Source organism: Mycolicibacter terrae (assembly GCF_010727125.1).
Lineage (GTDB): Bacteria > Actinomycetota > Actinomycetes > Mycobacteriales > Mycobacteriaceae > Mycobacterium > Mycobacterium terrae.
Window position 1 is genome coordinate 1,759,297 of sequence record NZ_AP022564.1, and the last position, 26,993, is coordinate 1,786,289.

Consider the following 26,993-nt stretch of genomic DNA (forward strand, 5'->3'; position numbering starts at 1 on the left):
GGTTCAGACCTGGCCGAGCGGCCGGCAGGCGTTGCCGAAGGGGTTCCACCATTCGCCGGGCGGACAGTCCAGCGGGGTCGGGCCCTGGCCCAGGGGCATGCAGGTGTTGGTGCTCGGCTCCCAGTACTGGCCGCCCGGGCAGTCCAGCGGGGTGGGGCCCTGGCCCAGGGGCATGCAGGTGTTGGTGCTCGGCTCCCAGTACTGGCCGCCGGGGCAGTCCAGTGGCGCGGCCCAACCGACGGCCGGCGCCGCGATCGCCCCGACCGCCAGGGGAGCCGCCGCCAATGCGACAGCGGTAGCCAGACCACACGCAAAGTTCCTCATCGGCCTACCTTCCCATCAGAATCCTGGCCCCCGATTTCCCCACAGCCTAAGCGGCGAACAGCGGTACCGACTCGGAGTCGCGCCACACAGTGGCACACTGTTGTCATCACAGCGGCCCGTCACACACCTGGCCCGGTGCCGAAGACTAATAAGAACAAATCGAAAGATCGGTCGTCGTCATGAACAACATGGTTGCCTTCCTGCCACTGCTCGTCGTCATGGGCGCGTTCATGTTCTTCGCCTCGCGACGGCAGAAGCGCGCGATGCAAGCCACCATCGACCTGCACGAGTCGCTGCAGGTGGGTGACCGTGTTCACACCACCTCCGGACTGCAGGCCTCGATCACCGGCATCACCGACGACACCGTCGATCTGGAGATCGCGCCCGGCGTGGTGACCACCTGGATGAAACTGGCGATCCGGGACAAGATCGAGCCGGAGGAGTTCGCCGCCGAAGCCGCGGTTGAGCAGGCCACCGAAGACGCCTAGCCTCCGACGCGCGGAACACCCGCCCAACGACCGAGCCAGCCAGCCGGGCACGTACCCTTTGCGGGTGCAGTCGAACTGATCGTCGCGAGCCGACCCCGCGCGGACCAGCCCCGACGATCGCGAGAGCGCATCGTGCAATGAGCGAAGGAGACTCAACAACGTGGCATCGCCTTCGGCGCCGGTGCACCCTGCCCGCAACCTGGCGGTGTTCCTGGCAATGCTCATCGGCGTCTTCCTGCTGGTGTTCCTGACCGGAAACAAGCTGGCCGAACCCAAGCTCGGCATCGACCTTCAGGGCGGCACCCGCGTGACGCTCACCGCCCGCACACCGGACGGCTCCGCCCCGACCCGCGACGCGCTCAACCAGGCGCAACAGATCATCAGTGCGCGGGTCAACGGTCTGGGGGTGTCCGGGTCCGAGGTCATCATCGACGGCAACAACCTGGTCATCACGGTGCCGGGCAGCGACGGCAACGAAGCGCGCACTCTCGGGCAGACGGCCCGGCTCTACATCCGGCCGGTGATCAGCGGGGTGTCGGTGGAAGAGGCCAAGCAGGCCGGCGGCGGCCAGATGCCCGGACTTCCCGGCGGACCCGGCCGACCCGGCCTGCCGCCGGGGCTTCCCGGTGTCCCGGGTGGAGTCCCCGGTGCACCGGGTGGAGTGCCCGGCATCCCGGGTGGAGTCCCCGGTGTCCCGGGCGGAATCCCCGGAATGCCCGGCGGAGTCCCCGGTGTCCCGGGTGGAATCCCCGGAATGCCCGGTTCTCCGGCCACCGGCGGCCAGTCCGGTTCCGGCGAGCAGAGCCTGCCCGGTGGGGGCGGCAGCGGCGGCGAGGGCACGTTCGGCGGCAACAGCCCGTTCGGCGGCAACAGTCCGTTCGGCGGGAACGGTGAGTCGCTTCCGCAGCAGCCGCTGACGCCGCCCGCGCAACCACGGCCCTACCCGAAGGAGCCGACCCCGTCGCCGGGCACCACCACGGACAGCCCCGGTCCGGAGAACAGCACCGAGGCTCCGGGCGGCCCGGAGTCCCCGGTCGCCCCCCTGCCGGGTCAGGCGCCGGGCCCCGGAGCGCAACTGCCGGGCATGCCGCCCCTTCCCGGCCAGCCTGGCCAGCCGGGCCAGCCGCAGGGCCTGGCGGCCCGCATCGCCGCAGAGAAGAGGTTGCGGCAGAGCGACAACAAGGTGGTGCAGGCCCTGGCCCTGCAGATCCAGGCCAGCCGGTGCGACAAGGAAGACATTCTGGCCGGCAACGACGACCCGGACCTTCCGCTGGTGACCTGTTCGGAGGACCATCAGACTGCATATCTGCTGGCGCCGTCGATCATCAGCGGCGACCAGATCGCCGACGCCAGTTCGGGCATGGACCAGCGCAGCGGCGCCAACATCGTCCAGGTGCAGTTCAAGAGCGCCGCGGCCGACATCTGGGCCGACTACACCGCGGCCCACATCGGCACCCAGACCGCGTTCACGCTGGACTCGCAGGTGGTCAGCGCACCGCAGATCCAAGAGGCGATCCCCGGCGGACGCACCCAGATCACCGGCGGCTCACCGGGATTCACCCAGGACGCCGCGCGTCAGTTGGCCAACGTACTGAAGTACGGGTCGCTACCGCTGTCATTTGAGGCGTCGGAAGCCGAAACCGTTTCGGCCACGCTGGGAATGACCTCGCTGCAGGCGGGCCTGATCGCCGGTGCGATCGGCCTCGCGCTGGTGCTGATCTACTCGCTGCTCTACTACCGGGTGCTCGGGGTGCTGACCGCGTTGTCGCTGGTGCTCGCCGGTGCCATGGTCTACGCGATCCTGGTGTTGTTGGGCCGATACATCAACTACACACTCGACCTGGCCGGCATCGCCGGTCTGATCATCGGTATCGGCACCACCGCCGACTCGTTCGTGGTGTTCTTCGAACGCATCAAGGACGAGATCCGAGAAGGCCGCTCATTCCGCTCCGCGGTCCCACGCGGGTGGACGCGGGCCCGCAAGACGATCGTGTCCGGCAACGCGGTGACCTTCCTGGCCGCGGCGGTGCTGTACTTCCTGGCGGTCGGCCAGGTGAAGGGCTTCGCGTTCACGCTGGGGCTGACCACAATCCTCGACCTGGTGGTGGTGTACCTGGTGACCTGGCCGCTGGTGTACCTGGCGTCCAAGTCACCGACGCTGGCCAAGCCGAGCTACAACGGCCTCGGCGCGGTTCAGCAGGTCGCACGCGAGCGGCGAGCGGTAGCAAGGGCGGGCGCCAGACCGGGAGGCAGACCCGGAGCCAAAACGGGCGCGCGGGTGACCGCCCAGTCGACGGGACAGGGATAGCCAGATGGCCAAACCGAGCACCAAGGGCGGCACGAAGCGCGCGACGAAGTCCGCGACAACCGATGCTGCCGCGATCGAACTCAGCGAGAGCCGCACCGCCGTCGAGGAGACGGCCCGCAAAACCACCGGCACTCCGCGGCCGCCGAAGCACAGCTTCTTGTCGCGGCTCTACACCGGCACCGGTGCGTTCGAGGTCATCGGCAAACGGCGGATGTGGTACGCGATCAGCGGCGCGATGGTCGCGATCGCCCTCCTGAGCATCCTTATCCGGGGCTTCACCTTCGGTATCGACTTCGCCGGCGGGACCAAGGTCTCGTTCCCGCGTGGGGACACCTCGGTCACCCAGGTCGAAGAGGTCTTCCGCAACAGTGTCGGCAACAGCCCCGAGTCGGTGGTGGTGGTCGGCAACGGCAGTAGCGCGACCGTGCAGATCCGCGCCGAGACGCTCACCAACGACCAGACCGAAAAGCTGCGCGACGCCTTGTTCGAGGCGTTCCAGCCCGCCGGTCCCGACGGGCAGCCCAGCAGGCAGGCGATCAGCGACTCGGCGGTGTCGGAGACCTGGGGCGGGCAGATCACCCAGAAGGCGGTGATCGCGCTGGTGGTGTTCCTGCTGCTGGCGTCGCTCTACATCACCGTGCGTTACGAGTGGTACATGACGCTGGCGGCGATGATCTCGATGGTCTTCGACGTCCTGGTCACCGCCGGGGTGTATTCACTGGTCGGCTTCGAGGTGACCCCGGCCACCGTGATCGGGTTGCTGACCATCCTCGGGTTCTCCATCTATGACACCGTCATCGTGTTCGACAAGGTGGAGGAGAACACCCACGGTTTCGAGCACAAGACCCGGCGCACCTATGCCGAAGAGGCCAACCTGGCGGTCAACCAGACCTTCATGCGGTCGATCAACACCAGCCTGATCTCGGCGCTGCCGATCATCTCACTGATGGTGGTCGCGGTGTGGCTGCTGGGCGTGGGAACGCTTCAGGACCTCGCGCTGGTGCAGCTGGTCGGGGTCATCGTCGGCACCTATTCGTCGATCTACCTGGCCACTCCGCTGCTGGTCAGCCTTCGGGAACGCACCGAGCTGGTGCAGAACCACACGCGCCGGGTGATGCGGCGACGCAGCGCCGCCACCGGTGCCAAGTCCACATCGGTCGGCTCAGACGACACCGCCGAGGACACCGACACCGTCGAGGACGAGGACGAGGCGACCGTGGACGCGGGTACCCCCGTGTCCTCTCCGGCCGGCCCCGCGCCGGGCGCCAAGCCGGCGCGGCCCACCAGCCGGCGTACCCAGCGTCCGACCGGCAAGCCGGACGCCGGACGGTAACGCCGTGGCGGCCCGCTGTCGGCCCGCGGCGGCCCTGCTGGTGGCGGTCGCCACAGCGGTGAGTGCGTGGTCGGTCTCGGCGTGCACCAGCGCCACCGTCGATCAGATCGACTACGCCGTCGACGGCGGTCTGATGACCTACAACACCACCTCGGTGGCCGGCGCCGCCTCGGCGGCGCCCCAGGCGTTCTCGCGCACCTTGACCGGTTTCGGCTATCACGGGCCGGACGGCCAGATCGTCACCGACCACGACTTCGGCAGCATCTCGGTAGTCGGCCGCGCGCCGCTGGTGCTGGACTACCAGATCGCCGAGGCGGCGGTCTATTCCGACGCCCACCCCATCACCTGCGACGACCTGGTGCTGGCCTGGGCTGCTCAATCCGGGCGGTTCGGCGGCTTCGACGCCGCCAGCCGAGCCGGCTACCTCGACATCGAGCACATCGACTGCGAGCCGGGAACCAAGAAGGCCCGGGTGTCGTTCTTCCCCGACCGCAACATCGTCGACCACGAGGAGCTGTTCACCGCGACCTCGATGATGCCGTCGCACATCCTCAGCGACAAGCTCGGCCTGAACGTCACCGAGGCGGTGCTGGGCAGATTGGGACCGGTCGAGGAGATCATGCCCAAAGTCGCCGCGGCCTGGAACACCACCTGGCGGCTCGATCACAACGCCGACTTGCGAAACTTCCCGTCGTCGGGACCCTACAAGATCGACTCGGTGCTCGAGGGGGGCGCTGTGGTGCTGGTCGCCAACGATCTCTGGTGGGGCGCCAAGCCTGTCACCAAGCGGATCACGGTGTGGCCACAGGGCTCCGACATCGCCGATCGGGTCAACAAGCGCGTCGTGGAGGTCGTCGACGTGGCGACCGGGTCCGCCGGATCGCTGATCACCCCCGACGACTACCAGAGCAGCGACACCCCGTCGGGCGGTATCGAGCAGCTGATCTTCGCCCCGTCCGGGCCGCTGTCGGAGATCCCGGCGCGGCGGGCGGTGGCGCTGTGCACCCCACGTGACGTGATCGCCCGGGACGCCGGCGTGCCGATGGTCAATTCGCGCCTGAACACCGCCATCGACGATGCGTTCGACCAGGCCGAGAACGTGCCCGAGGCCGAGCAGTTCGCGCACGCCGATCCCGACGCGGCCCGCGACACGCTGGGCGGCAAACCTTTGACGGTGCGGATCGGTTACCGCGGACCCAACACCCGGCTGGCCGCGGTGGTCGGGGCGATCAGCGGATCGTGCGCGCCGTCGGGGATCACCGTCACCGAGGTGGCGTCCGACGGCATCGGGCCGGAGGCGCTGCGGGATGGGCAGATCGACGTGCTGCTGGCGAGCACCGGCGGGTCCACCGGTAGCGGCTCGACGGGGTCGTCGGCGATGGACGCCTACGAGCTGTTCAGTGGTAACGGCAACAACCTGTCCGGCTACCACAACGACCAGATCGACGGCATCATCTCCGCGTTGGCCGTCACCGCCGACCCCGCCGAGATGGTCCGGTTGCTGACCGAGAGCGGCCCGGTGCTGTGGGCCGATATGCCGACCCTGCCGCTGTACCGTCAGCAACGCACCCTGCTGTCGTCGAAGAAGACGTACGGGGTGGCCGCCAACCCCACCCGGTGGGGGGCCGGCTGGAACATGGACCGCTGGGCGCTGCAACAGTGAGACCAGCCGGACGGTCCGACGATGCCGCCGACGAGGTGATCGCGGCGCTGACCCGCGAAGTGGCCGACTTCCCGGTCCCGGGAATCGCGTTCAAAGATCTGACCCCGGTGTTCGCCGACGCCGCGGGGCTGGCCGCGGTCACCGACGCGCTGGCCCGGTTCGCTGCCGGAGCCGAGGTGGTGGCCGGCATCGACGCGCGCGGATTTCTGCTGGCCGGCGCGGTCGCCGCCCGGCTCGGGGTGGGTGCATTGGCGGTCCGCAAAGGCGGCAAATTGCCGCCGCCGGTGCTGTCGGAGTCCTATCAGCTCGAATACGGCCAGGCGGTGCTGGAGATCCCGGCCGACGGAATCGATTTGGCCGGCCGCCGGGTGGTGATCCTCGACGATGTTCTCGCCACCGGCGGGACGTTGGCTGCCACGCACCGGTTGTTGCAGCGCGCCGGAGCCGAGGTCGTCGCGGCCGCGGTGGTGTTGGAGTTGGCCGATATGGGCGGACGCGCCGCGGTGGCACCGTTGCGGCTCATGAGCCTGCGCCTCGTTTAGCCGATATTCTCGAGGTCGGAGGTGAGCGACGTGGGCTTTGATCAGGGCTCAGAAGAGAGCTCCGAGCGGGACCGGCGCGACGCCGAGGGTGGTCAGCCGGTGGCGGTCTTCCAGCCTCCTGCCCAGGACTCGCCCACCGAGCGCACCGACCTGCTCAAGGTGCCGACCAGCGCCTCCCGGCGGGTGCGCGCCCGGATCGCCCGCCGGATCACCGCCCAACGCGGCGCGCTGAGCCCGGTGCTGGAGCCGCTGGTCGCGGTGCACCGGCAGTTCTACCCGAAGGCGAACCTGGCGTTGCTGCAACGCGCCTACGAGGTCGCCGAAGGTCGGCACGCCACCCAGTTGCGCCACTCCGGCGACCCCTACATCACGCATCCGCTGGCGGTCGCCACCATCCTGGCGGAGCTGGGCATGGACACCACCACGCTGGTGGCCGCGGTGTTGCACGACACCGTCGAGGACACCGGCTACACCCTCGAGGCGCTAGGCGGCGAGTTCGGCGACGAGGTCGCCCACCTGGTCGACGGGGTGACCAAGCTGGACAAGGTGGTGTTGGGCACCGCGGCCGAAGCCGAGACGATTCGCAAGATGGTCATCGCGATGGCGCGTGACCCACGAGTGCTGGTGATCAAGGTCGCCGACCGGCTGCACAATATGCGCACCATTCGCTTCCTGCCGCCGGAGAAGCAGGCCCGCAAAGCCCGCGAGACGCTGGAAGTCATTGCGCCACTGGCTCACCGGCTGGGTATGGCCACTGTCAAATGGGAACTCGAGGACCTGTCGTTCGCGATCCTGCACCCGAAGAAATACGAGGAGATCGTGCGACTGGTGGCCGACCGGGCGCCGTCGCGGGACACCTACCTGGCCAAGGTGCGCACCGAGATCGTCAACACGCTGGCGAAGTCCAAGATCGGCGCGACTGTCGAGGGACGGCCGAAGCACTACTGGTCGATCTATCAGAAGATGATCGTGCGGGGCCGCGACTTCGACGACATCTACGACCTGGTGGGGCTGCGGATCCTGTGTGACGAGATCCGGGACTGTTACGCCGCGGTCGGCGTGGTGCACTCGCTGTGGCAGCCGATGGCCGGCCGCTTCAAGGACTACATCGCCCAGCCGCGCTACGGGGTCTACCAGTCCCTGCACACCACGGTGATCGGCCCGGAGGGCAAGCCGCTGGAGATCCAGATCCGCACCCGCGAGATGCACCGCACCGCCGAATACGGCATCGCCGCGCATTGGCGCTACAAAGAAGCCAAGGGCCGCAACGGGGTTCCGCACCCCAACGCCGCCACCGAGATCGACGACATGGCCTGGATGCGTCAGCTGCTGGACTGGCAGCGAGAGGCCGCCGACCCCGGCGAGTTCCTCGAGTCGCTGCGCTATGACCTGGCCGTCAAGGAGATCTTCGTCTTCACCCCCAAGGGCGATGTCATCACCCTGCCCAACGGTTCGACCCCCGTCGACTTCGCCTACGCCGTGCACACCGAAGTCGGCCACCGCTGCATCGGCGCCCGCGTCAACGGCCGCCTGGTGGCACTGGAACGTAAGCTCGAAAACGGCGAAGTGGTAGAGGTTTTCACCTCCAAGGCCCAGAACGCCGGGCCGTCCCGGGACTGGCAGCAGTTCGTGGTGTCACCCCGGGCCAAGGCCAAGATCCGGCAGTGGTTCGCCAAGGAGCGCCGCGAGGAGGCGCTGGAATCCGGCAAGGACGGGATCGCCCGCGAGGTGCGCCGGGTCGGCCTGCCGCTGCAGCGGTTGGTCAACGGCGAGTCGATGGCCGCGGTCGCCCGCGAACTGCACTACAGCGATGTGTCGGCGCTCTACACCGCGGTCGGTGAGAACCACATCTCGGCGCACCACGTGGTGCAGCGGCTGGTGGCCCAGCTCGGTGGGGTGGACCAGGCCGAAGAGGACCTGGCCGAGCGGTCCACCCCGCTGACCATCTCGCGCAGAGAACGCCACACCGACGACGTCGGCGTCGCGGTGCCCGGCGCGCCCGGCGTGCTGACCAAGCTGGCCAAGTGCTGCACCCCGGTGCCCGGCGACGAGATCATGGGCTTCGTCACCCGCGGCGGCGGCGTGTCGGTGCACCGCACCGACTGCACCAACGCCGACGCGCTGCGCCAGCAGGCCGAGCGGATCATCGAGGTCAAATGGGCGCCGTCGCCGTCGTCGGTGTTCCTGGTGGCCATTCAGGTCGAGGCGCTGGACCGGCACCGGCTGCTGTCGGATGTGACCAAGGTGCTCGCCGACGAGAAAGTCAACATCTTGTCGGCGTCGGTCACCACGTCGCGCGATCGGGTGGCGATCAGCCGGTTCACCTTCGAGATGGGCGACCCGAAGCATCTCGGGCACCTGCTCAACGTGGTCCGCAACGTCGAGGGTGTCTACGACGTCTACCGGGTGACTTCCGCGGCCTGAGGCGGCCCGAGCCCCACGTGGCAGCCCCCACTTGGCAGCCCCACTTGGCAGCCCCACTTGGCAGCCCCAATTGGCGCGAGGGTGCGTGTCTGTCCACGACACGCCGCGGGCGGGCATACGTCTACGCACGCTCGCGGACGAGCAGGGGAACCGATTAGTCGGCGCGGACGGACTTGATGGTCACCTTGGTGGCGGGCGGGCCGTCATCGGGGCTGCGGCCGCCCGTCGCGACACCGGCCTCGGCGATCTTGTCCAGGGTGGCCAGCCCGTCCTGCTGAATCGTGCCGAACACCGTGTACTGCGGCGGCAGCATCGAATCCTGGTACACCAGGAAGAACTGGCTGCCGTTGGTGCCGGGGCCGGCGTTGGCCATCGCCAGGGTGCCGCGCGGGTAGGTCACCGGCTGCTGGGCCGCGGGGTCGCCCGGCGCGTACTGGTCGGTGGGGTATTCGTTGGCGAACTCATATCCCGGGCCGCCGGTGCCGTCACCGGCCGGATCACCGCACTGCAGCACGCTGAGCATCGGAGCCGTGGTCAACCGGTGGCACTGGGTGCCGGCGAAGAAGTCCTTGGCCCCCAGACTGATGAAACTGTTGACCGTGCAGGGTGACTGGGCATTGTTGAGCATCAACCCGATGGGTCCCTGGTCGGTCATCATCGACACGCTGACCTCGGCCGGCTCGGTCGGAACCTTGCCGGTCCGGGGCGGATCGACCGGCTTGCTGGCCGGGCGCGCCTTGGGGTACTGGCAGTCGGCCCCAAGGGTGGGCGACGCGGTGAACTTGGGCAACTGCCCGGGCTCGCCCGGCGATGCGGCGACAGAGTCGGCAGCGTCCGAGGTCTCCGACGTCGAGGAGGCGCTGACGCTGCCCGAATCGCCGTCGCCGCGCAGCACCACGAACACCACCCCGGCCGCCAGCAGCACGGCCACCACCGCGCCGGCGACCATCAGGATCCGGCGCTGTTTGCGGGCCGCCTCGGCGCGTTGCTGCACCTGTTGTTCCAGCTTGCGCTTGGCCTGGGCGCGCCGTTCTTCGTTCGTGGACACCGCCGGATTACCTCCCTGGCTCGCGGATGAGTCGGCTCTACAGTTTGTCAAAGTCTGCCAGCACCGACCACGTCCCCGCCGCAACGGCGCGCAATGGGAAACTGGTCGACGTGTTGGTCACCGGATTCCCCGCCGGAATGCTGGCGTGCAACTGCTACGTCGTGGCGCCGCGGCAAGGCGCCGACGCGATCGTCGTCGACCCCGGGCAGCGCGCGATGACCCGGCTGCGCCACATCCTCGACGAGAACCGGCTGACGCCGGCTGCGGTGCTGCTCACCCATGGCCACATCGACCACATCTGGTCGGCACAGAAGGTCTCCGACACCTACGGCTGCCCCACCTACATCCACCCCGAGGACCGATTCATGCTCACCGAACCACTACGGTCTCTCGGCACGCTGCCGGGCCAGGCGCTCTTCGGCGTACTGAGCAGGGTGATGTTCTCCGAGCCCAAACAGCTGGTCGAGCTGGACCGCGACGGGGACAAGATCGGCCTGGGCGACACCACCGTCGCCGTCGACCACACCCCCGGGCACACCCGCGGTTCCGTCATCTTCCGGGTCGCAGGCGTCGAAGCCGAGGTGGTCTTCAGCGGGGACACCCTGTTTCAGAACTCGGTCGGTCGCACCGACCTGCCCGGTGGCAGCGGACGCGATCTGATGAACTCGATCGTCGACAAGCTGCTCTGCCTCGACGACGACACCGTGGTGCTGCCCGGCCATGGCCCCAAGACCACCATCGGCGCCGAGCGCCGGTTCAACCCGTTTCTTCAAGGGCTGAGCGCGTGAGCACCTTTGCCGCGCCCAAGGGGGTGCCCGACTACGTGCCGCCGGCCTCGGCGGCGTTCGTGACGGTGCGCTCGCAGCTGCTGGAAGCCGCCCGCCGCGCCGGCTACGGCGACATCGAGCTGCCGATCTTCGAGGACACCGCGCTGTTCGCGCGCGGGGTGGGGGAGTCCACCGACGTGGTGTCCAAGGAGATGTACACCTTCGCCGACCGCGGGGACCGGTCGGTGACGCTGCGCCCCGAGGGCACCGCCGGGGTGGTGCGCGCGGTGATCGAGCACGGGCTGGACCGCGGGCAGCTGCCGGTCAAGCTCTGTTACTCGGGGCCGTTCTTCCGCTACGAGCGCCCGCAGGCCGGCCGGTACCGGCAGCTGCAGCAGGTCGGGGTGGAGGCGATCGGCGTCGACGATCCGGCGCTGGACGCCGAGGTGATCGCGGTCGCCGATGCGGGGTTTCGCTCGCTGGGCCTCGACGGGTTCCGGCTGGAGATCACCTCCCTGGGCGACGACAGTTGCCGGCCGGCGTATCGAGAGTTGTTGCAGCAGTTCCTCTTTGGACTTGACCTCGACGACGAGACCCGTCGGCGCGCGGAGATCAACCCGCTGCGGGTGCTCGACGACAAGCGCCCGCAGGTGCGGGAGATGACCGCCGGCGCGCCGCTGATGCTCGATCACCTCTCGGATGGCGCCAAGGCGCATTTCGACACCGTGCTGGCGCACCTGGACGCGCTGGGCGTGCCCTATGTGATCAACCCGCGCATGGTGCGCGGCCTGGACTACTACACCAAGACCACCTTCGAGTTCGTGCACGACGGGTTGGGCGCGCAGTCCGGGATCGGCGGCGGCGGCCGTTACGACGGGCTGATGCGCCAGCTGGGCGGGCAGGACCTGTCCGGGATCGGTTTCGGGCTCGGGGTGGACCGCACCCTGCTGGCGCTGGCCGCCGAGGGCAAGGCGGTGGGGGAGACCGCGCGATGCGACGTCTTCGGGGTGGGGCTTTCCGAGGCGGCCAAGCTGCGATTGGCGGTCTTGGCCGGGCAATTGCGGGCCGCCGGGGTGCGGGTCGACCTGGCCTACGGGGATCGCGGCCTCAAGGGCGCGATGCGCGCCGCCGACCGCTCCGGGGCCGTGGTCGCGCTGGTCGCCGGTGACCGCGACCTGGAGGCCGGCACCGTCGGCGTCAAGAACCTGTCCACCGGGGAGCAGGTCGAGGTGCCGATCGACGATGTGGTGGCCCAGGTGTTGGGCCGGCTACCGCGAGATTGAAACCATGCCGCAAAATTCGGCGAATCCCCTGCATGAGTGCAATTTCGCGGACATCGCACCGTCAGCAGTCGGGCCTGCGGCCGCGAGGCCTCCGGTAGCGTTGCGCGGTATGACGACCATGCGAAACGTGACAGTCAGGTTCGGCACGGTGTTGCTGATGGCCGCCGCCGCAGGGGTGACCGGCCATGCGACGGCACTCGCGGACCCGGGGGAGACGCCGACACCGACCCCGGCCGAAGCCCCGGCGGCGTCCCCGGCCGAGTCCCCGGAAACGGCCCCGACCGAGAACGCGACGGAGCCTTCGGCCGACGCCCCCGCCCCGAAGAAGAGCACGACCGGCGGTCACGAGGTCACCTACACGATCACCGCCACCAGCGACCTGACCGGCAACATCTCCTACATCAAGACCGACCCGCCGAGTATGTCGGCCTACAACGCCAACTCCTCGGAATACCTCGAGACCGTCCGCGTGCCGATCGGCGGGGGACAGCCGCTGGTCTACACCGCCACGCTGGCCGACCCGAACCAGTGGGCGCTGGTCACCGCCAGCGGCGGCCTGCGGATCAACCCCGAGTTTCACTGCGAGATCGCCGTCGACGGCGAAGTGGTGGTGTCCCAGCAAGGCGGCAGCGGCGTGACCTGCTCGACCCGAGCCTGGTAGCTCAGCCGGCGAAGACGTACACCCAGGCCCGCGCGCCGGAGCGCAGTGGCACCGAAATCCGCCGGTAGGCGTCGACTTCGTAGTCATCGGCGGCCGCCAGCTCGGCTGTGCTGATGGCGAACACCGTGCCGCTGACGAATGCGTCGGGTGCCGCCGAGGGGCGCAGGATCGGGTGGCGGTCGCTGCCGCTGAGCGCCACCACCTCGGGGTCGGTGATCGTCACGTAGTCCAGGTCGTAGCCGATGATCGCGTCGGGCCGACCGTCCAGTTCGCGCCCAAAGGTGCTGCGCTGCACCTCCGGTAGCCGCAGCGTGCCGTAGGAGAACAGCAGTTGGGTGTTCACCGCGCGGTGCCCGCTTCATCGGTGGCCACGACGATGACCTCGGCGGGCTCGCTGCCGATCGCGCGGATGCGGTGACTGATCGAAGCGTCGAAATACGCGCTGTCGCCGGCCGCCAAGGTCCAGGTCCGGTCCCCGTACTCCAACTCGACGGTCCCGGAGTGGACGAACACGAACTCCTGGCCGCTGTGCAGCGGATGAGCGTCGCGCGCGGTGCGCCCGGTGGGCCGTAACACGAACGGCGACATCGACTTTCCCAAAATGTTCGACGCCACCGCCCGGTAGCGCTGCCGGTCCGCGCTGCGGTCGACGGCGCGGTCGACCGCGATCTTGTCCTCGTCGCCGCGTTCGGAGAACAGTTGCGCCACATCGACATCCAAGGCCCGGGCCACCTTGATGGCCGTCGCGATCGATGGTGTGCTGCGGCTGCGTTCGATCTTGGAAAGGTAGCTCTTGGTCAATCCGGTCCGCTCGGCGAGGTCATCGAGGGTGAGCCCCCGCTGTTTGCGGACGGTGCGCAACAGTGCCGTCATGAAACGATGATGACATAAATCTATGACACAAGGTGTCCTATCGTATAAGCTGGTGTCATCAACTTCCCCCACCGAGGAGCCCTCATGGCTACCACTTTCGACGATTCCAAACCCGATCTGATGCAGCGCGCCGAGCGCCGGTTCGCCGAGAACTTCGGGCAAGACGACTGGTCCATCCGGCAGAAACTGGCGTTGACCTGCCGGGCGCTGTCCGACCGCGGCCACGACTCGGGGCTGGCCGGGCAGATCACCGCGCGCGCCGAGGCGCCCGGTACCTACTACACCCAGCGGCTGGGCCTGGGATTCGACGAGATCACCGAAGGCAATCTGCTGATCGTCGACGAGGATCTCAACGTCCTCGAAGGCGAGGGAATGGCCAACCCCGCCAACCGCTTCCACAGCTGGATCTACCGCGCGCGCCCCGACGTGCAGTGCATCGTGCACACCCATCCGTTCCACGTGGCCGCATTGTCGATGCTGGAGACCCCGCTGGTCATCTCGCACATGGACACCACTCCGCTCTACGACGACTGTGCGTTCCTGCCGAGCTGGCCTGGGGTGCCGGTCGGCAACGAGGAGGGCGAGATCATCTCGCAAGCCATCGGTGACAAGAAGGCGATCCTGTTGGCGCACCACGGTCAGATCGTGGCCGGCGCCAGTGTGGAGGAGGCGTGCTCCCTGGCGGTGCTGATCGAACGTGCCGCCGCGCTGCAACTGGCCGCGATGGCTGCCGGGACCATCAAGGAACTCCCCGAGCAGCTGGCCCGCGAAGCCCACGACTGGACCTCGCTGCCGAACCGCAGCGCTGCCAATTTCGCCTACTACGCCCGCCGGGCGCTGGCCGGCCACCCCGACGCGATCACCCGATAAAAGAGGAGCATTTCGTGGCAGCACAATTGCGCGGCATCATCGGCTATCCGGTAACACCTTTTGGGGAGGGGGCCGGTTCCGGCATCGACGTCGCGGGCTTGACCACCGTCATCGAGCGCCTGGTGGAAGCGGGAGTGCACGCCATCGCCCCGTTGGGCAGCACCGGTGAACTCGCCTACCTCAGCGAAAACGAGTTCGACACCGTCGTCGACGCTTCGGTCGCGGCGGTCGCCGGACGGCTGCCGGTGCTGGTCGGGGTATCGGACCTGACGACCGCGACGACGGTGCGCCGCGCCCGGTACGCCGCGCAGGCCGGGGCCGACGCGGTGATGGTCGCGCCGGTGTCGTACTGGAAGCTCTCCGAGCGGGAGATCACCGCCCACTACGCGGCCGTGTCCGACGCCGTCGACATCGACATCGTCGCCTACAACAACCCGGCCACCTCCGGGGTGGACATGAGCCCCGAGCTGTTGGTGGGCATGTTCGAGAGCATCGAGCACGTCACCATGGTCAAGGAGTCCACCGGGGACCTGACCCGGATGCTGCGGATCGCCAAGCTGTCCGACGGACGCCTCCCGTTCTTCAACGGCAGTAACCCGCTGGTGCTCGACGCGCTACGCGCCGGGGCGGCCGGCTGGTGCACCGCCGCGCCCAACCTGCGTGCTCAGCCGTGCCTGGACCTCTACAGCGCGGTCAGTGCGGGCGAACTCCATACCGCACAGGCGCTCTACGACGACCTGAAGCCACTGCTGGAGTTCATCGTGGCGGGCGGGCTGCCGACCACGGTCAAAGCCGGCCTGGAGTTGCTCGGTGTGCCGGCCGGAGCGCCGCGGCGCCCCCTGCTGCCGCTCGACGAGGCGGGTCGCGCCGAACTGCGCAGGCTGTTGGCCTGACCCGGGGGCGGCGGCCCCCGCTTAACCCAGGTCGGCCGCGGCGAAGGTGTCGCACTGGTTGGGATCGCCGGTCTGGTAGCCGACGGTGAACCAGTGCTGACGCTGCGCCGACGCGCCGTGGGTCCAGGACTCCGGGTTGACGTGACCGGTGGCGGCCTGCTGGATGCGGTCGTCGCCCACCGACGCCGCCGCGGACAGCGCGTCGCGGATGTCGTCGTCGGTCAACGGTTTGAGGAACGGCACTCCGGTGCCCTGCTGCTTGGTCACCGATGCGTAGTGCGCCCACACCCCGGCATAGCAGTCGGCCTGCAGTTCGGTGCGCACGCCCGCGCCGGTCGCGCCCTGTGCGCCGTGCTGAGCCCGGCCGAGCACACCGCGCAGGTTCTGCACATGGTGGCCGAACTCGTGGGCCACCACATACTCCTGTGCCAGCGGTCCGCTGCTGGAGCCGAACTGGTCGACGAGCACCTGGAAGAAGTCGGTGTCGAAGTAGGCGGTCTGGTCGACCGGGCAGTAGAACGGCCCGACGGCGCTGCTGGCGACCCCGCATCCGGTGCTGGTCTGCCCGCTGAACAGCTGCACCTGCGGGCGGCTGTAGCCGGGCATCAGCTCCGACCACACGGCGTCGACCGAGTTGGCGGTGGCCACCACCCGGCACTGCACGTATTTGTTGGCGTCATCACCCGTGCGGCACTTGTTGAGGTCGAAACCCGGCGCCGCGTACTGTCCGCGATCCACCGGCTGCTGGCTGAGCACGTCGCCGGGATCGGCCCCCAGCAGCAGCGCCACCACCAGGATCACCAGCCCGGCGACACCACCGCCGATGGCCATCCCACGACCGGCCCCGCCGGACGAGGTGGTGCTGGTATCGATCTGCATACCTTCGTTGAAGGTCATCGCGCGCTCCGTCGGGATTCCGTAGGTTCACTGGTGGCCGGCTGCCTCGCATTAGCTTCGCACAATCGAACCGGCCAACTGGTCCGGTTGCGGGGGGTTTCGGGTGCTTGACCATGACGAATCCAAGCACTTGGCTAAGTGAAGGCAACGTTGTCTGACCAGTTCCCAAACCTTTACTGAATGTTTGTCTCGGTGCTGTACGAGGTGCAGATACCGGTGCTACGTTCTGGCTTCCGGCTGCAGTGGGAACCACACCCGCAACGGCCGCCACAGCTATCTGAAGGGTTGTCTGCTCGGTGAACACGTCAGCTCATTCCGTTGCGTCCCGATGCGGCGCGCCGGTCCGAGCCGTCGGTCGCATCGCCAGGCAAACCTTTATCAGACCGTTATTACACGTGCTCGGCTAGAGTGACGTGCGTCAACTAATGACACAGACTTCGATCGAGTAACACTAATCGCTTCAGGTCCAGGAGGAAAGATGGCATTCGTAACCGCCCAGCCGGAGGTTTTGACGGCGGCTGCGGGCAGCCTGTCGGGAATTGGTGACTCCATGACGGCGGGCATGGCTGCCGCGGCCGCGCCCACCACCGGTGTGGTGCCCCCGGCCGCCGACATGGTCTCGGCGATAACCGCTGCCCAATTCTCCACCCACGCGCAGCTGTTCCAGCAGGTCAGCGCCCAGGCCGCGGCGGTTCACCAGCAGATCGTGGCCACTCTGAGCGGGAACTCGAACGCCTACGCCCTCACCGAGGCTGCCAACGCCGCTGCGGCCGGCTGAACCAGGGCGTCTCAATGAGCTTCAGTGTGTTCCCGCCGGAGATCAACTCCGGCTTGATATATACCGGGCCGGGGTCGGCGCCCCTGCTCGAGGCGGCGACGGCCTGGACGAACCTGGCTGCCGAACTCTCGACGTCAGCGACGGCGACGCACTCGGTGATCACCAACCTCAGCTCGACCTGGGGTGGGTTAGGGTCCGCGGCGGCAACGTCGGCGGTCACGCCCTATGTGGCCTGGCTGGAGCAGGCATCCGCCAACGCCACCCAGAACGCGGCATTGGCCGCCCAGGCCGCCGCGCTGTTCGAGACGGCCCGGTCCGCGTCGGTTCCGCCGGCGGTGATCGCGGCGAACCGGGCGATGCTGCTGGCGTTGATCTCAACCAACTTCTTCGGGCAGAACACCCCGCTGATCCAGGCCACCGAGCACCAGTACGAGGTGATGTGGGCGACCGACGGCGCAGCGATGGACTCTTATTCCGGGTCGGCCCAGGCCACCACCAACTCGCTGATGGCGCAGCAGTCCCCACCCAACAGCGCCCTGGCGACCCAGCCGGGCTCGGCCGAGGGTGGTCCGGTGCCAGGTGACCCGACCGGCGGGGGCACCGTGAACCCGGGCTACAACCTCTCGACAATCGGCGGGATCTTGGAAACGCTCGGTATCAGCGATCCGAGCATGCTCGGTATTACCGACCCGACCCTGCTCGCCACCCCGATCAACTCGCTGACGTCGCCACTGACGATGGGCACCTCCTTCGGCATGATGGCGATGCGGATGCTGATGATGCTGCCGCAGCTCGCCCGAATGGGAGCGATGGGCGGTTCGATGGGCGCCCTGGCCGGACAGTCCGCCGGCGCGACCGGTACCGGCACCCTGATGACCCAGATCGGCGACTTCGTCAACGACAAGCTGCAGGGCGCGGTCGGCGTGCTGGCCGGGCACTTCAGCTCGGCGACCAACGCCATCTCCGCCAAGCTCGGCCAGGCCGCCTCGATGGGCGCGCTGAAGGTGCCGCAGGCCTGGTCGATGGCCGCCGACGGTATGGTTCGTGCGGCCCCGGTGCTGCCGTCCACCACGGTCAGCGCCCCCATTCAGACCATGTCGGGATCCTCGGGGATGCCCGGTGGCCCGTTCGGCAACGCCCTGATGGGCGCGATGGCCGGACGCGGACTCGGCGCGGTCGCGGCCAAGGCCCCCAAAGTTATGCCCCGTTCGCCGGCCGGCGGGTGACGGAAGGGGCCTGAACATACGTGTCCGCTGGGCGGCCGCCCGGCACCACAACGAATTCCGAGCAAGAAGGAGAGATTTTCATGGCAACACGTTTTATGACTGATCCGGACGCGATGCGTGCGATGGCGGGGCGTTTTGATGTGCACGCCCAGACGGTGGAGGATGAGGCCCGGCGGATGTGGGCGTCCTCGACGAACATCTCGGGTGCGGGCTGGGGTGGTTTGGCCGAGCGGACCTCGATGGACACCATGGGTCAGATGCAGACGGCGTTTCGCAACATTGTGACCATGCTGCACGGGGTGCGTGATGGTTTGATTCGCGACGCCAACCATTACGAGCAGCAGGAAGCTGCTTCGCAGCAGATCCTGTCGAGCTAGAAGGGTTAGAGGAGAGCAGCTATGAGCATCAATTACCAGTTCGGTGACGTCGACGCCCACGGTGCGTTGATTCGGGCCCAGGCGGCGTCGTTGGAGGCTGAGCATCAGGCGATCGTGCATGATGTGTTGGCTGCCGGGGACTTCTGGGGTGGCGCGGGTTCGGTGGCGTGCCAGGAGTTCGTGGCGCAGTTGGGCCGCAACTTCGCGGTGATCTATGAGCAGGCCAACAGCCACGGTCAGAAGGTGCAGTCGGCGGGCAACAACATGGCCAACACCGACGCTTCCGTCGGCTCCAGCTGGGCCTGACCAAAGCCAGAACACAAGCAAGAACCGGCGCAGCCAACAGGCTGCGCCGGTTCTTGTGTGTGAAGCCGAGGTCGCTTACCCGCCGGCCGTCTGTACCGACGCGCACCCGCCCAGCACCGTGGTGGACAGGAACGTCGCGGCGTTGGCCAGATAGTTGTCCGATGGGTCGTAGGTCGGCAGCGCCAGCACGAACGCCCGCCGGTATTGCGCGGAGAGCTCGGCGAAGTCCTGCAGGATGGGGTTGTTACTGCGGCGACCCAGTTGCTGCATCTTGTTGGCCAAGCTGATCATCATCGGGCCCACCGCCAGGTTGATCGCCTTCTGCTGGGGGTTCCAGTAGGTCGCCGGAATGCTCGGGTCGATTTCCTGCCACTCGGCGGTGTCGGCGCCGAACTTGTCCAGCGCGGCCTTCCAGTCGGCGCACACCGGATTGGGTCCGGTCAGGTAGCGCTGCGGGTTGGTGGGATTGCCCGGCGAGGCGGTCTTGGTGGGCGCGGACTGCGGCTCCACCAGCGGCGCGCGGGTCGCCGCTGATCCGTTGTTGCTGGCCGCGCAGATCGCGGCCAGTGCCGATGCGGCGCTGTGCGCGGTACCGGCCAGGGCAGCGTCGCGTTCGGTGTAGGTGGGAATGTGCTCGACGAAGGCGCGGGCGTAGGCGATGAACTGTTCGTAGAGCTCACGCATCACCCGGTGCGGGGTGAGCTTCACCAACCCGACGGTCTGGGCGGCGGCGTTACGCACCACCTGTCCGGCGGCCAGGTATTCCTTCTTCTGTTCGTCGTTCCACGCCGAGGCCGGGATCGACTGATCACGCTCATTCCATTTGCCGTGTCCCAGCAGTGACAGCGTGTTGGACAGGTTGCCGCTGATCGACCCCCACGCGATGCAACTGGGGTCGGCCATGATGATGGACACCGGCCCGGTGTCGTCGGCGCTGGCGATGCCCGAGGCCGCCGCGTTGCGGCTGGAGCCCGCGCCGTCGGCCGACGAACCCTTGCCGGGGTCACCACCCAGCAGCACCACCCCGACCAGCACGAGGGCGACCACAGCCAGCACGACCACGGCGGCCAGCCCCCACTTGAGGCTGTTGGTCTGCTTTGGTGCGGCGACCTCCTCCTCGTCGTCGTCCTCGTAGTCGTAGTCGAAGTCGACGTCATCGGTGCCGTTGGTCACAGTGAGCCAGCTTAAAGCACCGACCGCCACGGGGCAGGGCAGCGTGATGCCTCTAGACTTGGCGACCGTCGAACCGTTACCTAGACCGTCTCCAAATCAGGGGGTATTAGTGCTGCGCAGCCACGACGCCGGCTCATTGCGGGCCACCGACGCCGGGCTGAGCGTCACGCTGGCCGGCTGGGTGGCGCGCCGCCGCGACCACGGCGGCGTCATCTTCATCGACCTGCGCGACGCCTCGGGGGTGGCGCAGGTGGTGTTTCGTGACGCCAGTGATGCTGAGACGCTGGAGCAGGCCCACCGCCTGCGCGCCGAGTTCTGTGTCGCGATCACCGGCGTCGTCGAGGTGCGCCCGGCCGGCAATGAGAACCCCGACCTGCCGACCGGAGCCATCGAGGTCAACGTGACGGCGTTGACCGTCCTCAACGAGGCCGCGCCGTTGCCGTTCCAACTCGATGAATCGGCCGGCGAAGAGGCGCGGCTGAAGCACCGCTACCTCGACCTGCGCCGGGAAGACGGTCCCGGGGCGGCGCTGCGGCTACGGTCCAAGGTCAACGCCGCCGCTCGCGCGGTGCTCGCCGAGCACGCCTTCATCGAGGTCGAAACCCCCACACTGACCCGGTCCACCCCGGAGGGCGCCCGCGACTTCCTGGTGCCGGCTCGGCTGCAGCCGGGCTCGTTCTACGCGCTGCCGCAGAGCCCGCAGCTGTTCAAGCAGCTGCTCATGGTGGCCGGCATGGAGCGCTACTACCAGATCGCCCGCTGCTACCGCGACGAGGATTTCCGCGCCGACCGCCAGCCGGAGTTCACCCAGCTGGACCTGGAGATGAGTTTCGTCGACGCCGAGGACGTGATCGGCATCGCCGAACAGGTGCTCAAGGCGCTGTGGGCACTGATCGGCTATGACCTACCCACCCCACTGCCCCGGATGACCTACGCCGACGCGATGCGCCGGTTCGGCTCGGACAAGCCGGACCTGCGGTTCGGCCTGGAACTGGTCGAGTGCGCTGAGTTCTTCAAAGACACCACCTTCCGGGTCTTCCAGGCTCCCTACGTGGGTGCGGTCGTCATGCCGGGTGGGGCCTCGCAGCCGCGGCGCACGCTGGACGGCTGGCAGGACTGGGCCAAGCAGCGCGGAGCCAAGGGCCTGGCCTATGTGCTGGTCGGCGAGGACGGGGAGCTCTCGGGCCCGGTGGCCAAGAACCTCACCGACGCCGAACGCGCCGGGCTGGCCGAGCACGTCGGCGCGGGGCCGGGGGACTGCATCTTCTTTGCGGCCGGGCCGGTCAAGGGATCGCGGGCGTTGTTGGGGGCGGCACGCGGCGAGATCGCCCGGCGCCTGGACCTGATCGATCCCGACGCCTGGGCGTTCACCTGGGTGGTCGATCCGCCGTTGTTCGAGCCCGCCGACGACGCCACCGCGGCCGGTGACGTCGCCGTCGGCTCCGGCGCCTGGACGGCGGTACACCACGCCTTCACCTCCCCGAAGCCCGAATACGCCGGCAGCGTGGAGTCCGACCCCGGCGCGGTGCTCGCCGATGCCTACGACGTGGTCTGCAACGGCAACGAGATCGGCGGCGGCTCAATCCGTATCCACCGCCGCGAGGTTCAGCAGCAGGTCTTCAAGGTAATGGGGCTGGCCGAAGCCGAGGCGACCGAAAAATTCGGGTTTCTGTTGGACGCCTTCAGTTTCGGCGCGCCCCCGCACGGTGGGCTGGCGTTCGGCTGGGACCGGGTGGTGGCGCTGCTGGCCGGGGTGGACTCGATCCGCGAGGTCATCGCGTTCCCGAAGTCCGGCGGCGGCATCGACCCGTTGACCGACGCCCCGGCGCCCATCACCGCCGCCCAGCGCAAGGAGGCCGGGATCGACGCGGCGCCGCAGCGGCGGTGACGTCGAGCCGGTAGACACCCGCGCCGCGGTCGGTAAGGTTGGCGGCCATGGATTCGACCGAGTTCGCCCGACTGGTGGTCGCCAGCATGCCCTTCGCGACGACCCTGCAGATCGAAGTCGGGGAACTGAAACCCCACCAGGTGATCGCCACGATGGCCTGGGCGCCCGAGCGCTGCACCACCGGCGGCATGCTGCACGGGGGAGCGCTGATGGCGTTCGCCGACACCGCCGGGGCGGTGTGCGCGGTGGCCAACCTGCCTCAGGGCGCCAGCACGTCGACGATCGAATCGAAAACCAATTTCTTCCGGGCGGTGCGCGCGGGCACCGTCACCGCGACCAGCCTTCCGCTGCACGTGGGGCGGACCACGATCGTCGTGCAGACCGACCTGACCGACGACGACGACAAGCTGGTCGCGCGAGTCACCCAGACCCAGGCGGTTCTGGCGCCGAAGAAGTAGCCGGCCTCACCAGAACGGTTTGAGCAGGCTGCGCATCGCCGGCGGCACCCAGCCCTTCACCGACGACGGGAATACGCGTCCCGGCCCGCATTTGGGCCAGGCGTAGGGACCCTGTTCGTCCAGCACCCGATTGGCGACGGCGATCTGTTCCTCCCGCGACGCCTTCGACGGCAACCCGACACCGCCGAAGGCGCGCCAGGTCGACGGCTTGAACTGCAACCCGCCGTAGAAGCCGTTGCCGGTATCCGCGGCCCAGTTACCGCCGGACTCGCATTGTGCGACCGCGTCCCAGCCCATCATGTTGGCGTCCGCGTGCGCGACGCTTGCCGACGCCAGCAACGTTCCCGCGATCCCCCCGGTGACCAGCCCGGATGCGGCCCATACGAGGGGCCGACTCCCGAACTGCACGACACGCCGTGCCGCGTTCCGGTGCATATCACAACCTCCGTGATAGTTGTCTATCAGTGAGGTTTACGAGCATAACGCGATAATTGATGAAATTGCACATTTTCCTGCCTGACGAGGCAAATGAGTTTGTTGTTATTAGTTGGGGTAACTTAGTAATAGAGTGACTAAAGTTGACCAAGTTGTAATTGTTACGTATGTTGCGAGAAATCTCTTAGAAAATAAGAACATTTTTCACGATCTGCGTTATTAGAGTGGCGCATGTTGCTGGAGTGAATATGGTCCCGGCAGCGCGACGCGCGCGCTCGCTTCCCCGCCGTCACCGCCGAAGCGCCCTAGGCTGCCTCGGGTGGCCGACCGCTATGGATCCGACATCCTCGCCGACAATCCGCACGCCGCCCGCAAGGTCCGCTCCGTCGAAGTACCGGTGGAACGCGGCATGGTGGTCGAAGACGCCGAAAGCGGATATGTCGGCGCCGTGGTCCGGGTGGCCTACGGCCGGATGGATCTCGAAGACCGACACGGCCGCACCCGTGGGTTCCCGGTCGGTCCGGGCTACCTGATCGACGGCAGGCCGGTGATCCTGACCGAGCCGCGGCCGGCGCCGTCCACCACACCCGGTCGCACCGCGTCGGGCTCGGTGGCGGTGCCCGGCGCGCGCGCCCAGGTCGCGCTGGCCAGCCGGATCTACGTCGAGGGCCGCCACGACGCCGAGCTCGTCGAACAGGTGTGGGGCGATGACCTGCGCATCGAGGGCGTGGTCGTCGAGTACCTGGGGGGCATCGACGACCTGGCCGGCATCGTGACCGAATTCCGGCCCGGCCCGGGCCGCCGGCTCGGAGTACTGGTCGACCACCTGGTCGCGGGCTCCAAGGAGACCCGCATCGCCGAGGCGGTGCGCCGCGGGCCCGGCGGAGCGCACACCCTGATCGTCGGCCACCCCTACGTCGACATCTGGCAGGCGGTCAAGCCGGGTCGGCTCGGATTGCGGGCGTGGCCCACGGTCCCCCGCACTGTGGAATGGAAACACGGCATCTGCGCCGCGCTGGGCTGGCCGCACACCGGCCAGGCAGATATCGCCGCGGCCTGGCAGCGCATCCGCGGCCGGGTGCGGGACTGGACCGACCTGGAGCCGGAGCTGATCGGCCGGGTCGAGGAGTTGATCGACTTCGTGACGCAATCCGGCGGTTAGCGAGCCTCGACGGAGGAGAGGCGAAGCTGGACCGGCGTGTCAATCCGGCGGTTAGCGAGCCTCGACGGAGGAGAGGCGAAGCTGGACCGGCGCGGTAATCCGGCGGTTAGCGAGCCTCGACGGAGGAGAGGCGAAGCTGGACCGGCGCGGCAATCCGGCGGTTAGCGAGCCTCGACGGAGGAGAGGCGAAGCTGGGCCGGCGTATCAATCCGGCTGAATCGGGCCACGCCGGCCACCCGAGCCGGTTGGATAGCAGGCATGAAAACAATTGCCGCCGTGGCGCATGCGCCCAACCAGCCCTTCGAGATCATGGAGTTGGACCTGGACGGGCCCGGCCCGGGCGAGGTGCTGATCAAGTTCACCGCCGCCGGGTTGTGCCATTCGGATCTGCACGTGGCCGACGGCGACTGGCCGAACCGGTTCCCGATCGTCGGCGGGCACGAGGGCTCCGGGATCATCGAGGACGTCGGCCCCGGGGTCACCAAGGTGGCCCCCGGCGATCACGTGGTGTGCTGCTTCATCCCCAGCTGCGGCAGCTGCCGGTATTGCTCGACCGGACGGCAGAACCTGTGCGACATGGGCGCCACCATCCTGGAGGGCTGCATGCCCGACGGCACCTTCCGGTTTCATTCTGGCGGCACCGATTACGGCGGGTTCTGCATGCTGGGCACCTTCGCCGAGCGCGCGACCGTCTCGCAGCATTCGGTGGTCAAGGTCGACGACTGGCTGCCGCTGGAGACCGCGGTACTGGTCGGTTGCGGGGTGCCCACCGGCTGGGCCACGGCCAACTATGACGGCGGGGTGCGCGCCGGGGACACCGTGGTGGTCTACGGCATCGGCGGTGTCGGCATCAACGCCGTACAGGGCGCCGCGCACGCCGGTGCCAAGTACGTGGTGGCGGTCGACCCGGTGGAGTTCAAGCGCGAGACCGCGCTCAAGCTCGGCGCCACCCACGCGTTCGCCACCGCCGAGGAGGCGATGGCCAAGATCGCCGAACTCACGTGGGGGCAAATGGCCGATCAGGCGCTGATCACCGTCGGTGACCTGGACGAGGCCGTCACCACCGCGGCGTTCAACACCATCGGCAAGGGCGGCACCGTCGTGATCGCCGCACTGGCGAAGCTGGAAAGCCTCGACGTACACGTGTCGGGTTCGCAGCTGGCCCTGTTCGGCAAGACCATCAAGGGCACCTTGTTCGGCGGCGCCAATCCGCAGTACGACATCGTGCGACTGCTGCGACTCTACGACGCCGGCCAGCTCCAGCTCGACGAGCTGGTCACGCGGCGGTACACCCTCGAGCAGGTCAACGAGGGGTATGAAGATCTGCGCGACGGCAAGAACATCCGCGGGGTGATCGTGCACCGCTGACGCCACCGGGGTCAGGCGTGCGTGGTATGCCTGAAGGCGTGTCCGACGGACTGTTCGACCTCACCGGTGCGCCGGCGCCCGAACCGAATGGGCCCGGTGCCGCCGCCTCCACGCCGTTGGCGGTGCGGATGCGCCCGGCGTCCCTCGACGAGGTGGTCGGCCAGGATCACCTGCTCGGCCCGGGCTCCCCGCTGCGCCGGTTGGTGGACGGCTCCGGGGCGGCCTCGGTCATCCTCTACGGCCCGCCCGGGACCGGAAAGACCACGCTGGCCTCGCTGATCTCCGGCGCGACCGGACGACGATTCGAGGCGCTCTCGGCGTTGAGTGCGGGGGTCAAGGAGGTGCGCGCGGTGATCGACACCGCGCGCCGGGCGGCCGCCTACGGCGAGCAGACCGTGTTGTTCATCGACGAGGTGCACCGATTCTCCAAAACCCAGCAGGACGCGTTGCTGGCCGCGGTGGAGAACCGCGTAGTGCTGCTGGTGGCCGCCACCACGGAGAACCCGTCGTTCTCGGTGGTCGCCCCGTTGCTGAGCCGGTCGCTGATCCTGCAGCTGCGGCCGCTGGGCCCCGAGGACATCGCCACCGTGGTGCACCGCGCCATCGACGACGAGCGCGGCCTGGGTGGCCGCGTCGAGGTGGCGCCCGATGCGGTGGAGCTGCTGGTCCGGTTGGCCGCCGGCGACGCCCGCCGTGCGTTGACCGCACTGGAAGTGGCCTCTGAAGGGGTGGCGGCGGGCGACCAGGTGACCGTCCAGACCGTGGAGGCATCCCTGGACCAGGCCGCGGTGCGCTACGACCGGGACGGCGACCAGCACTACGACGTGACCAGCGCGTTCATCAAGTCGGTACGGGGCTCTGATGTCGATGCCGCGCTGCACTACCTGGCCCGGATGCTGGTCGCGGGGGAGGACCCGCGGTTCATCGCCCGCCGGCTGATGATCCTTGCCAGCGAGGACATCGGGATGGCCGATCCGAGCGCGCTGCAGACCGCGGTCGCCGCCGCGCAGACCGTCGCGCTGATCGGTATGCCCGAGGCGCAGCTGACCCTGGCGCACGCGTGCGTACACCTGGCGACCGCACCGAAGTCCAACGCCGTGACCACTGCGCTGGGCGCGGCGATGGCCGACATCAAGGCCGGCAAGGCCGGGGCGGTCCCGGCGCACCTGCGCGACGGCCACTACGCGGGGGCGCAGGCGCTGGGCAACGCGGTCGGCTACCGGTACGCCCACGACCATCCGGACGGTGTTGTGCCACAACAATATCCGCCCGATGATCTGGTCGGTGTCGACTACTATCAGCCCACCGCCCGCGGCAATGAACGCGAGATCGCCGGACGCCTGCAGAAGCTGCGGGCCATCATCCGCCGCCGCTAGTCGCCAGTACCCGCCCAGCGCGCCCGGGTCGCCCCGATCAACGGTGCTGACCGACCCGCGGCGTGGGCGGGC

At 68.4% G+C, this 26,993-nt stretch carries 27 protein-coding genes; 20 read left to right on the forward strand and 7 right to left on the reverse strand.

What is annotated here, in order from left to right:
- Positions 1-3 precede the first annotated feature (3 nt).
- Positions 4-324 (reverse strand): hypothetical protein, encoded by a 321-nt coding sequence (locus G6N23_RS08645; protein ID WP_085260540.1) that lies wholly within the window; start codon positions 322-324, stop codon positions 4-6.
- Positions 325-503: 179 nt separating this feature from the next.
- Here G6N23_RS08645 and yajC point away from each other — a divergent pair, with 179 nt between their 5' ends.
- The 6 genes from yajC (at position 504) to G6N23_RS08675 (ending at position 9,082) form a co-directional block, all read left to right on the forward strand.
- Positions 504-812: a preprotein translocase subunit YajC gene (gene yajC / locus G6N23_RS08650; RefSeq protein ID WP_085260541.1), complete on the forward strand. Its 309-nt coding sequence runs from the start codon at positions 504-506 to the stop codon at positions 810-812.
- 160 nt (positions 813-972) lie between these two features.
- Complete coding sequence (secD, locus tag G6N23_RS08655; RefSeq protein WP_165758689.1) at positions 973-3,120, forward strand: protein translocase subunit SecD; 2,148 nt, start codon at positions 973-975, stop codon at positions 3,118-3,120.
- Positions 3,121-3,124: 4 nt separating this feature from the next.
- Positions 3,125-4,453, forward strand: a complete 1,329-nt coding sequence (secF, locus tag G6N23_RS08660) for a protein translocase subunit SecF (RefSeq protein WP_085260542.1) — start codon at positions 3,125-3,127, stop codon at positions 4,451-4,453.
- A gap of 4 nt (positions 4,454-4,457) precedes the next feature.
- Positions 4,458-6,116 carry an ABC transporter substrate-binding protein gene (locus G6N23_RS08665; RefSeq protein WP_085260543.1) on the forward strand — a complete coding sequence of 553 codons (1,659 nt, stop codon included), beginning with the start codon at positions 4,458-4,460 and terminating at the stop codon, positions 6,114-6,116.
- Positions 6,113-6,658 carry an adenine phosphoribosyltransferase gene (locus G6N23_RS08670; protein WP_085260544.1) on the forward strand — a complete coding sequence of 182 codons (546 nt, stop codon included), beginning with the start codon at positions 6,113-6,115 and terminating at the stop codon, positions 6,656-6,658. Before G6N23_RS08665 ends, G6N23_RS08670 begins: the two co-directional genes overlap by 4 nt.
- A 99-nt stretch (positions 6,659-6,757) precedes the next feature.
- The gene (locus G6N23_RS08675) at positions 6,758-9,082 is read left to right on the forward strand and encodes a RelA/SpoT family protein (protein WP_085260577.1); all 2,325 of its coding nucleotides are present in this window, start codon (positions 6,758-6,760) and stop codon (positions 9,080-9,082) included.
- A 154-nt stretch (positions 9,083-9,236) separates the two neighbouring features.
- On the opposite strand, the gene G6N23_RS08680 is transcribed toward G6N23_RS08675, so the two are convergent.
- The gene (locus tag G6N23_RS08680) at positions 9,237-10,130 is read right to left on the reverse strand and encodes a peptidylprolyl isomerase (protein ID WP_085260545.1); all 894 of its coding nucleotides are present in this window, start codon (positions 10,128-10,130) and stop codon (positions 9,237-9,239) included.
- A 110-nt stretch (positions 10,131-10,240) separates the two neighbouring features.
- On the opposite strand from G6N23_RS08680, the gene G6N23_RS08685 reads away from it, so the two are divergent.
- The 3 genes from G6N23_RS08685 (at position 10,241) to G6N23_RS08695 (ending at position 12,841) form a co-directional block, all read left to right on the forward strand.
- The gene (locus G6N23_RS08685; protein ID WP_085260578.1) at positions 10,241-10,918 is read left to right on the forward strand and encodes an MBL fold metallo-hydrolase; all 678 of its coding nucleotides are present in this window, start codon (positions 10,241-10,243) and stop codon (positions 10,916-10,918) included.
- Complete coding sequence (gene hisS, locus G6N23_RS08690) at positions 10,915-12,180, forward strand: histidine--tRNA ligase (RefSeq protein ID WP_085260546.1); 1,266 nt, start codon at positions 10,915-10,917, stop codon at positions 12,178-12,180. Before G6N23_RS08685 ends, hisS begins: the two co-directional genes overlap by 4 nt.
- Before the next feature lie 127 nt (positions 12,181-12,307).
- Positions 12,308-12,841: an Rv2576c family protein gene (locus G6N23_RS08695; protein WP_308214930.1), complete on the forward strand. Its 534-nt coding sequence runs from the start codon at positions 12,308-12,310 to the stop codon at positions 12,839-12,841.
- A gap of 1 nt (position 12,842) precedes the next feature.
- Here G6N23_RS08695 and G6N23_RS08700 read toward each other — a convergent pair whose 3' ends face one another.
- The gene (locus tag G6N23_RS08700; RefSeq protein ID WP_085260548.1) at positions 12,843-13,184 is read right to left on the reverse strand and encodes a gamma-glutamylcyclotransferase family protein; all 342 of its coding nucleotides are present in this window, start codon (positions 13,182-13,184) and stop codon (positions 12,843-12,845) included.
- The gene (locus G6N23_RS08705) at positions 13,181-13,714 is read right to left on the reverse strand and encodes a type II toxin-antitoxin system RelB family anti-toxin (protein WP_085260549.1); all 534 of its coding nucleotides are present in this window, start codon (positions 13,712-13,714) and stop codon (positions 13,181-13,183) included. The genes G6N23_RS08700 and G6N23_RS08705 overlap by 4 nt, the downstream gene beginning before the upstream one ends.
- Positions 13,715-13,798: 84 nt before the next feature.
- Here G6N23_RS08705 and G6N23_RS08710 point away from each other — a divergent pair, with 84 nt between their 5' ends.
- On the forward strand, positions 13,799-14,584 hold the full coding sequence (locus G6N23_RS08710; RefSeq protein WP_085260550.1) for an aldolase: 786 nt from the start codon (positions 13,799-13,801) through the stop codon (positions 14,582-14,584).
- Positions 14,585-14,598: 14 nt separating this feature from the next.
- Complete coding sequence (locus tag G6N23_RS08715; RefSeq protein ID WP_085260551.1) at positions 14,599-15,477, forward strand: dihydrodipicolinate synthase family protein; 879 nt, start codon at positions 14,599-14,601, stop codon at positions 15,475-15,477.
- 21 nt (positions 15,478-15,498) lie between these two features.
- On the opposite strand, the gene ypfJ is transcribed toward G6N23_RS08715, so the two are convergent.
- Positions 15,499-16,374 carry a KPN_02809 family neutral zinc metallopeptidase gene (ypfJ, locus tag G6N23_RS08720; RefSeq protein WP_085260552.1) on the reverse strand — a complete coding sequence of 292 codons (876 nt, stop codon included), beginning with the start codon at positions 16,372-16,374 and terminating at the stop codon, positions 15,499-15,501.
- 478 nt (positions 16,375-16,852) lie between these two features.
- Here ypfJ and G6N23_RS08725 point away from each other — a divergent pair, with 478 nt between their 5' ends.
- The 4 genes from G6N23_RS08725 (at position 16,853) to G6N23_RS08740 (ending at position 19,061) form a co-directional block, all read left to right on the forward strand.
- Positions 16,853-17,152 (forward strand): PE family protein, encoded by a 300-nt coding sequence (locus G6N23_RS08725; protein ID WP_085260553.1) that lies wholly within the window; start codon positions 16,853-16,855, stop codon positions 17,150-17,152.
- A gap of 14 nt (positions 17,153-17,166) precedes the next feature.
- The gene (locus tag G6N23_RS08730; RefSeq protein ID WP_085260554.1) at positions 17,167-18,378 is read left to right on the forward strand and encodes a PPE family protein; all 1,212 of its coding nucleotides are present in this window, start codon (positions 17,167-17,169) and stop codon (positions 18,376-18,378) included.
- Between the two features lie 80 nt (positions 18,379-18,458).
- Positions 18,459-18,755 carry a WXG100 family type VII secretion target gene (locus G6N23_RS08735; protein ID WP_083081615.1) on the forward strand — a complete coding sequence of 99 codons (297 nt, stop codon included), beginning with the start codon at positions 18,459-18,461 and terminating at the stop codon, positions 18,753-18,755.
- A 21-nt stretch (positions 18,756-18,776) separates the two neighbouring features.
- Positions 18,777-19,061, forward strand: coding sequence for a WXG100 family type VII secretion target (locus G6N23_RS08740; RefSeq protein ID WP_047317298.1), 285 nt, complete (start codon positions 18,777-18,779; stop codon positions 19,059-19,061).
- A gap of 75 nt (positions 19,062-19,136) precedes the next feature.
- Here G6N23_RS08740 and G6N23_RS08745 read toward each other — a convergent pair whose 3' ends face one another.
- Positions 19,137-20,234: an ESX-1 system-associated protein gene (locus G6N23_RS08745; protein WP_085261269.1), complete on the reverse strand. Its 1,098-nt coding sequence runs from the start codon at positions 20,232-20,234 to the stop codon at positions 19,137-19,139.
- Between the two features lie 46 nt (positions 20,235-20,280).
- Between G6N23_RS08745 and aspS the strand changes: the two genes are divergently transcribed.
- Together aspS and G6N23_RS08755 are read left to right on the forward strand one after the other, a co-directional pair.
- On the forward strand, positions 20,281-22,122 hold the full coding sequence (gene aspS, locus G6N23_RS08750) for an aspartate--tRNA ligase (protein ID WP_095174195.1): 1,842 nt from the start codon (positions 20,281-20,283) through the stop codon (positions 22,120-22,122).
- A gap of 47 nt (positions 22,123-22,169) precedes the next feature.
- Positions 22,170-22,580: a PaaI family thioesterase gene (locus G6N23_RS08755; protein WP_085261271.1), complete on the forward strand. Its 411-nt coding sequence runs from the start codon at positions 22,170-22,172 to the stop codon at positions 22,578-22,580.
- Positions 22,581-22,586: 6 nt separating this feature from the next.
- Here the strand turns inward: G6N23_RS08755 and G6N23_RS08760 are convergent, their stop codons facing one another.
- Complete coding sequence (locus tag G6N23_RS08760; protein WP_085261272.1) at positions 22,587-23,015, reverse strand: transglycosylase family protein; 429 nt, start codon at positions 23,013-23,015, stop codon at positions 22,587-22,589.
- A 319-nt stretch (positions 23,016-23,334) separates the two neighbouring features.
- Here G6N23_RS08760 and G6N23_RS08765 point away from each other — a divergent pair, with 319 nt between their 5' ends.
- The 3 genes from G6N23_RS08765 to G6N23_RS08775 all read left to right on the forward strand — a co-directional run bounded on the left by G6N23_RS08765 (position 23,335) and on the right by G6N23_RS08775 (position 26,921).
- Complete coding sequence (locus G6N23_RS08765) at positions 23,335-24,177, forward strand: DUF3097 domain-containing protein (RefSeq protein WP_085261273.1); 843 nt, start codon at positions 23,335-23,337, stop codon at positions 24,175-24,177.
- Positions 24,178-24,435: 258 nt separating this feature from the next.
- Entirely contained in the window at positions 24,436-25,545 is a 1,110-nt protein-coding gene (locus G6N23_RS08770) for an NDMA-dependent alcohol dehydrogenase (protein ID WP_085261274.1), read from the forward strand.
- Between the two features lie 26 nt (positions 25,546-25,571).
- The gene (locus G6N23_RS08775) at positions 25,572-26,921 is read left to right on the forward strand and encodes a replication-associated recombination protein A (RefSeq protein ID WP_095173905.1); all 1,350 of its coding nucleotides are present in this window, start codon (positions 25,572-25,574) and stop codon (positions 26,919-26,921) included.
- Positions 26,922-26,993: the final 72 nt, after the last annotated feature.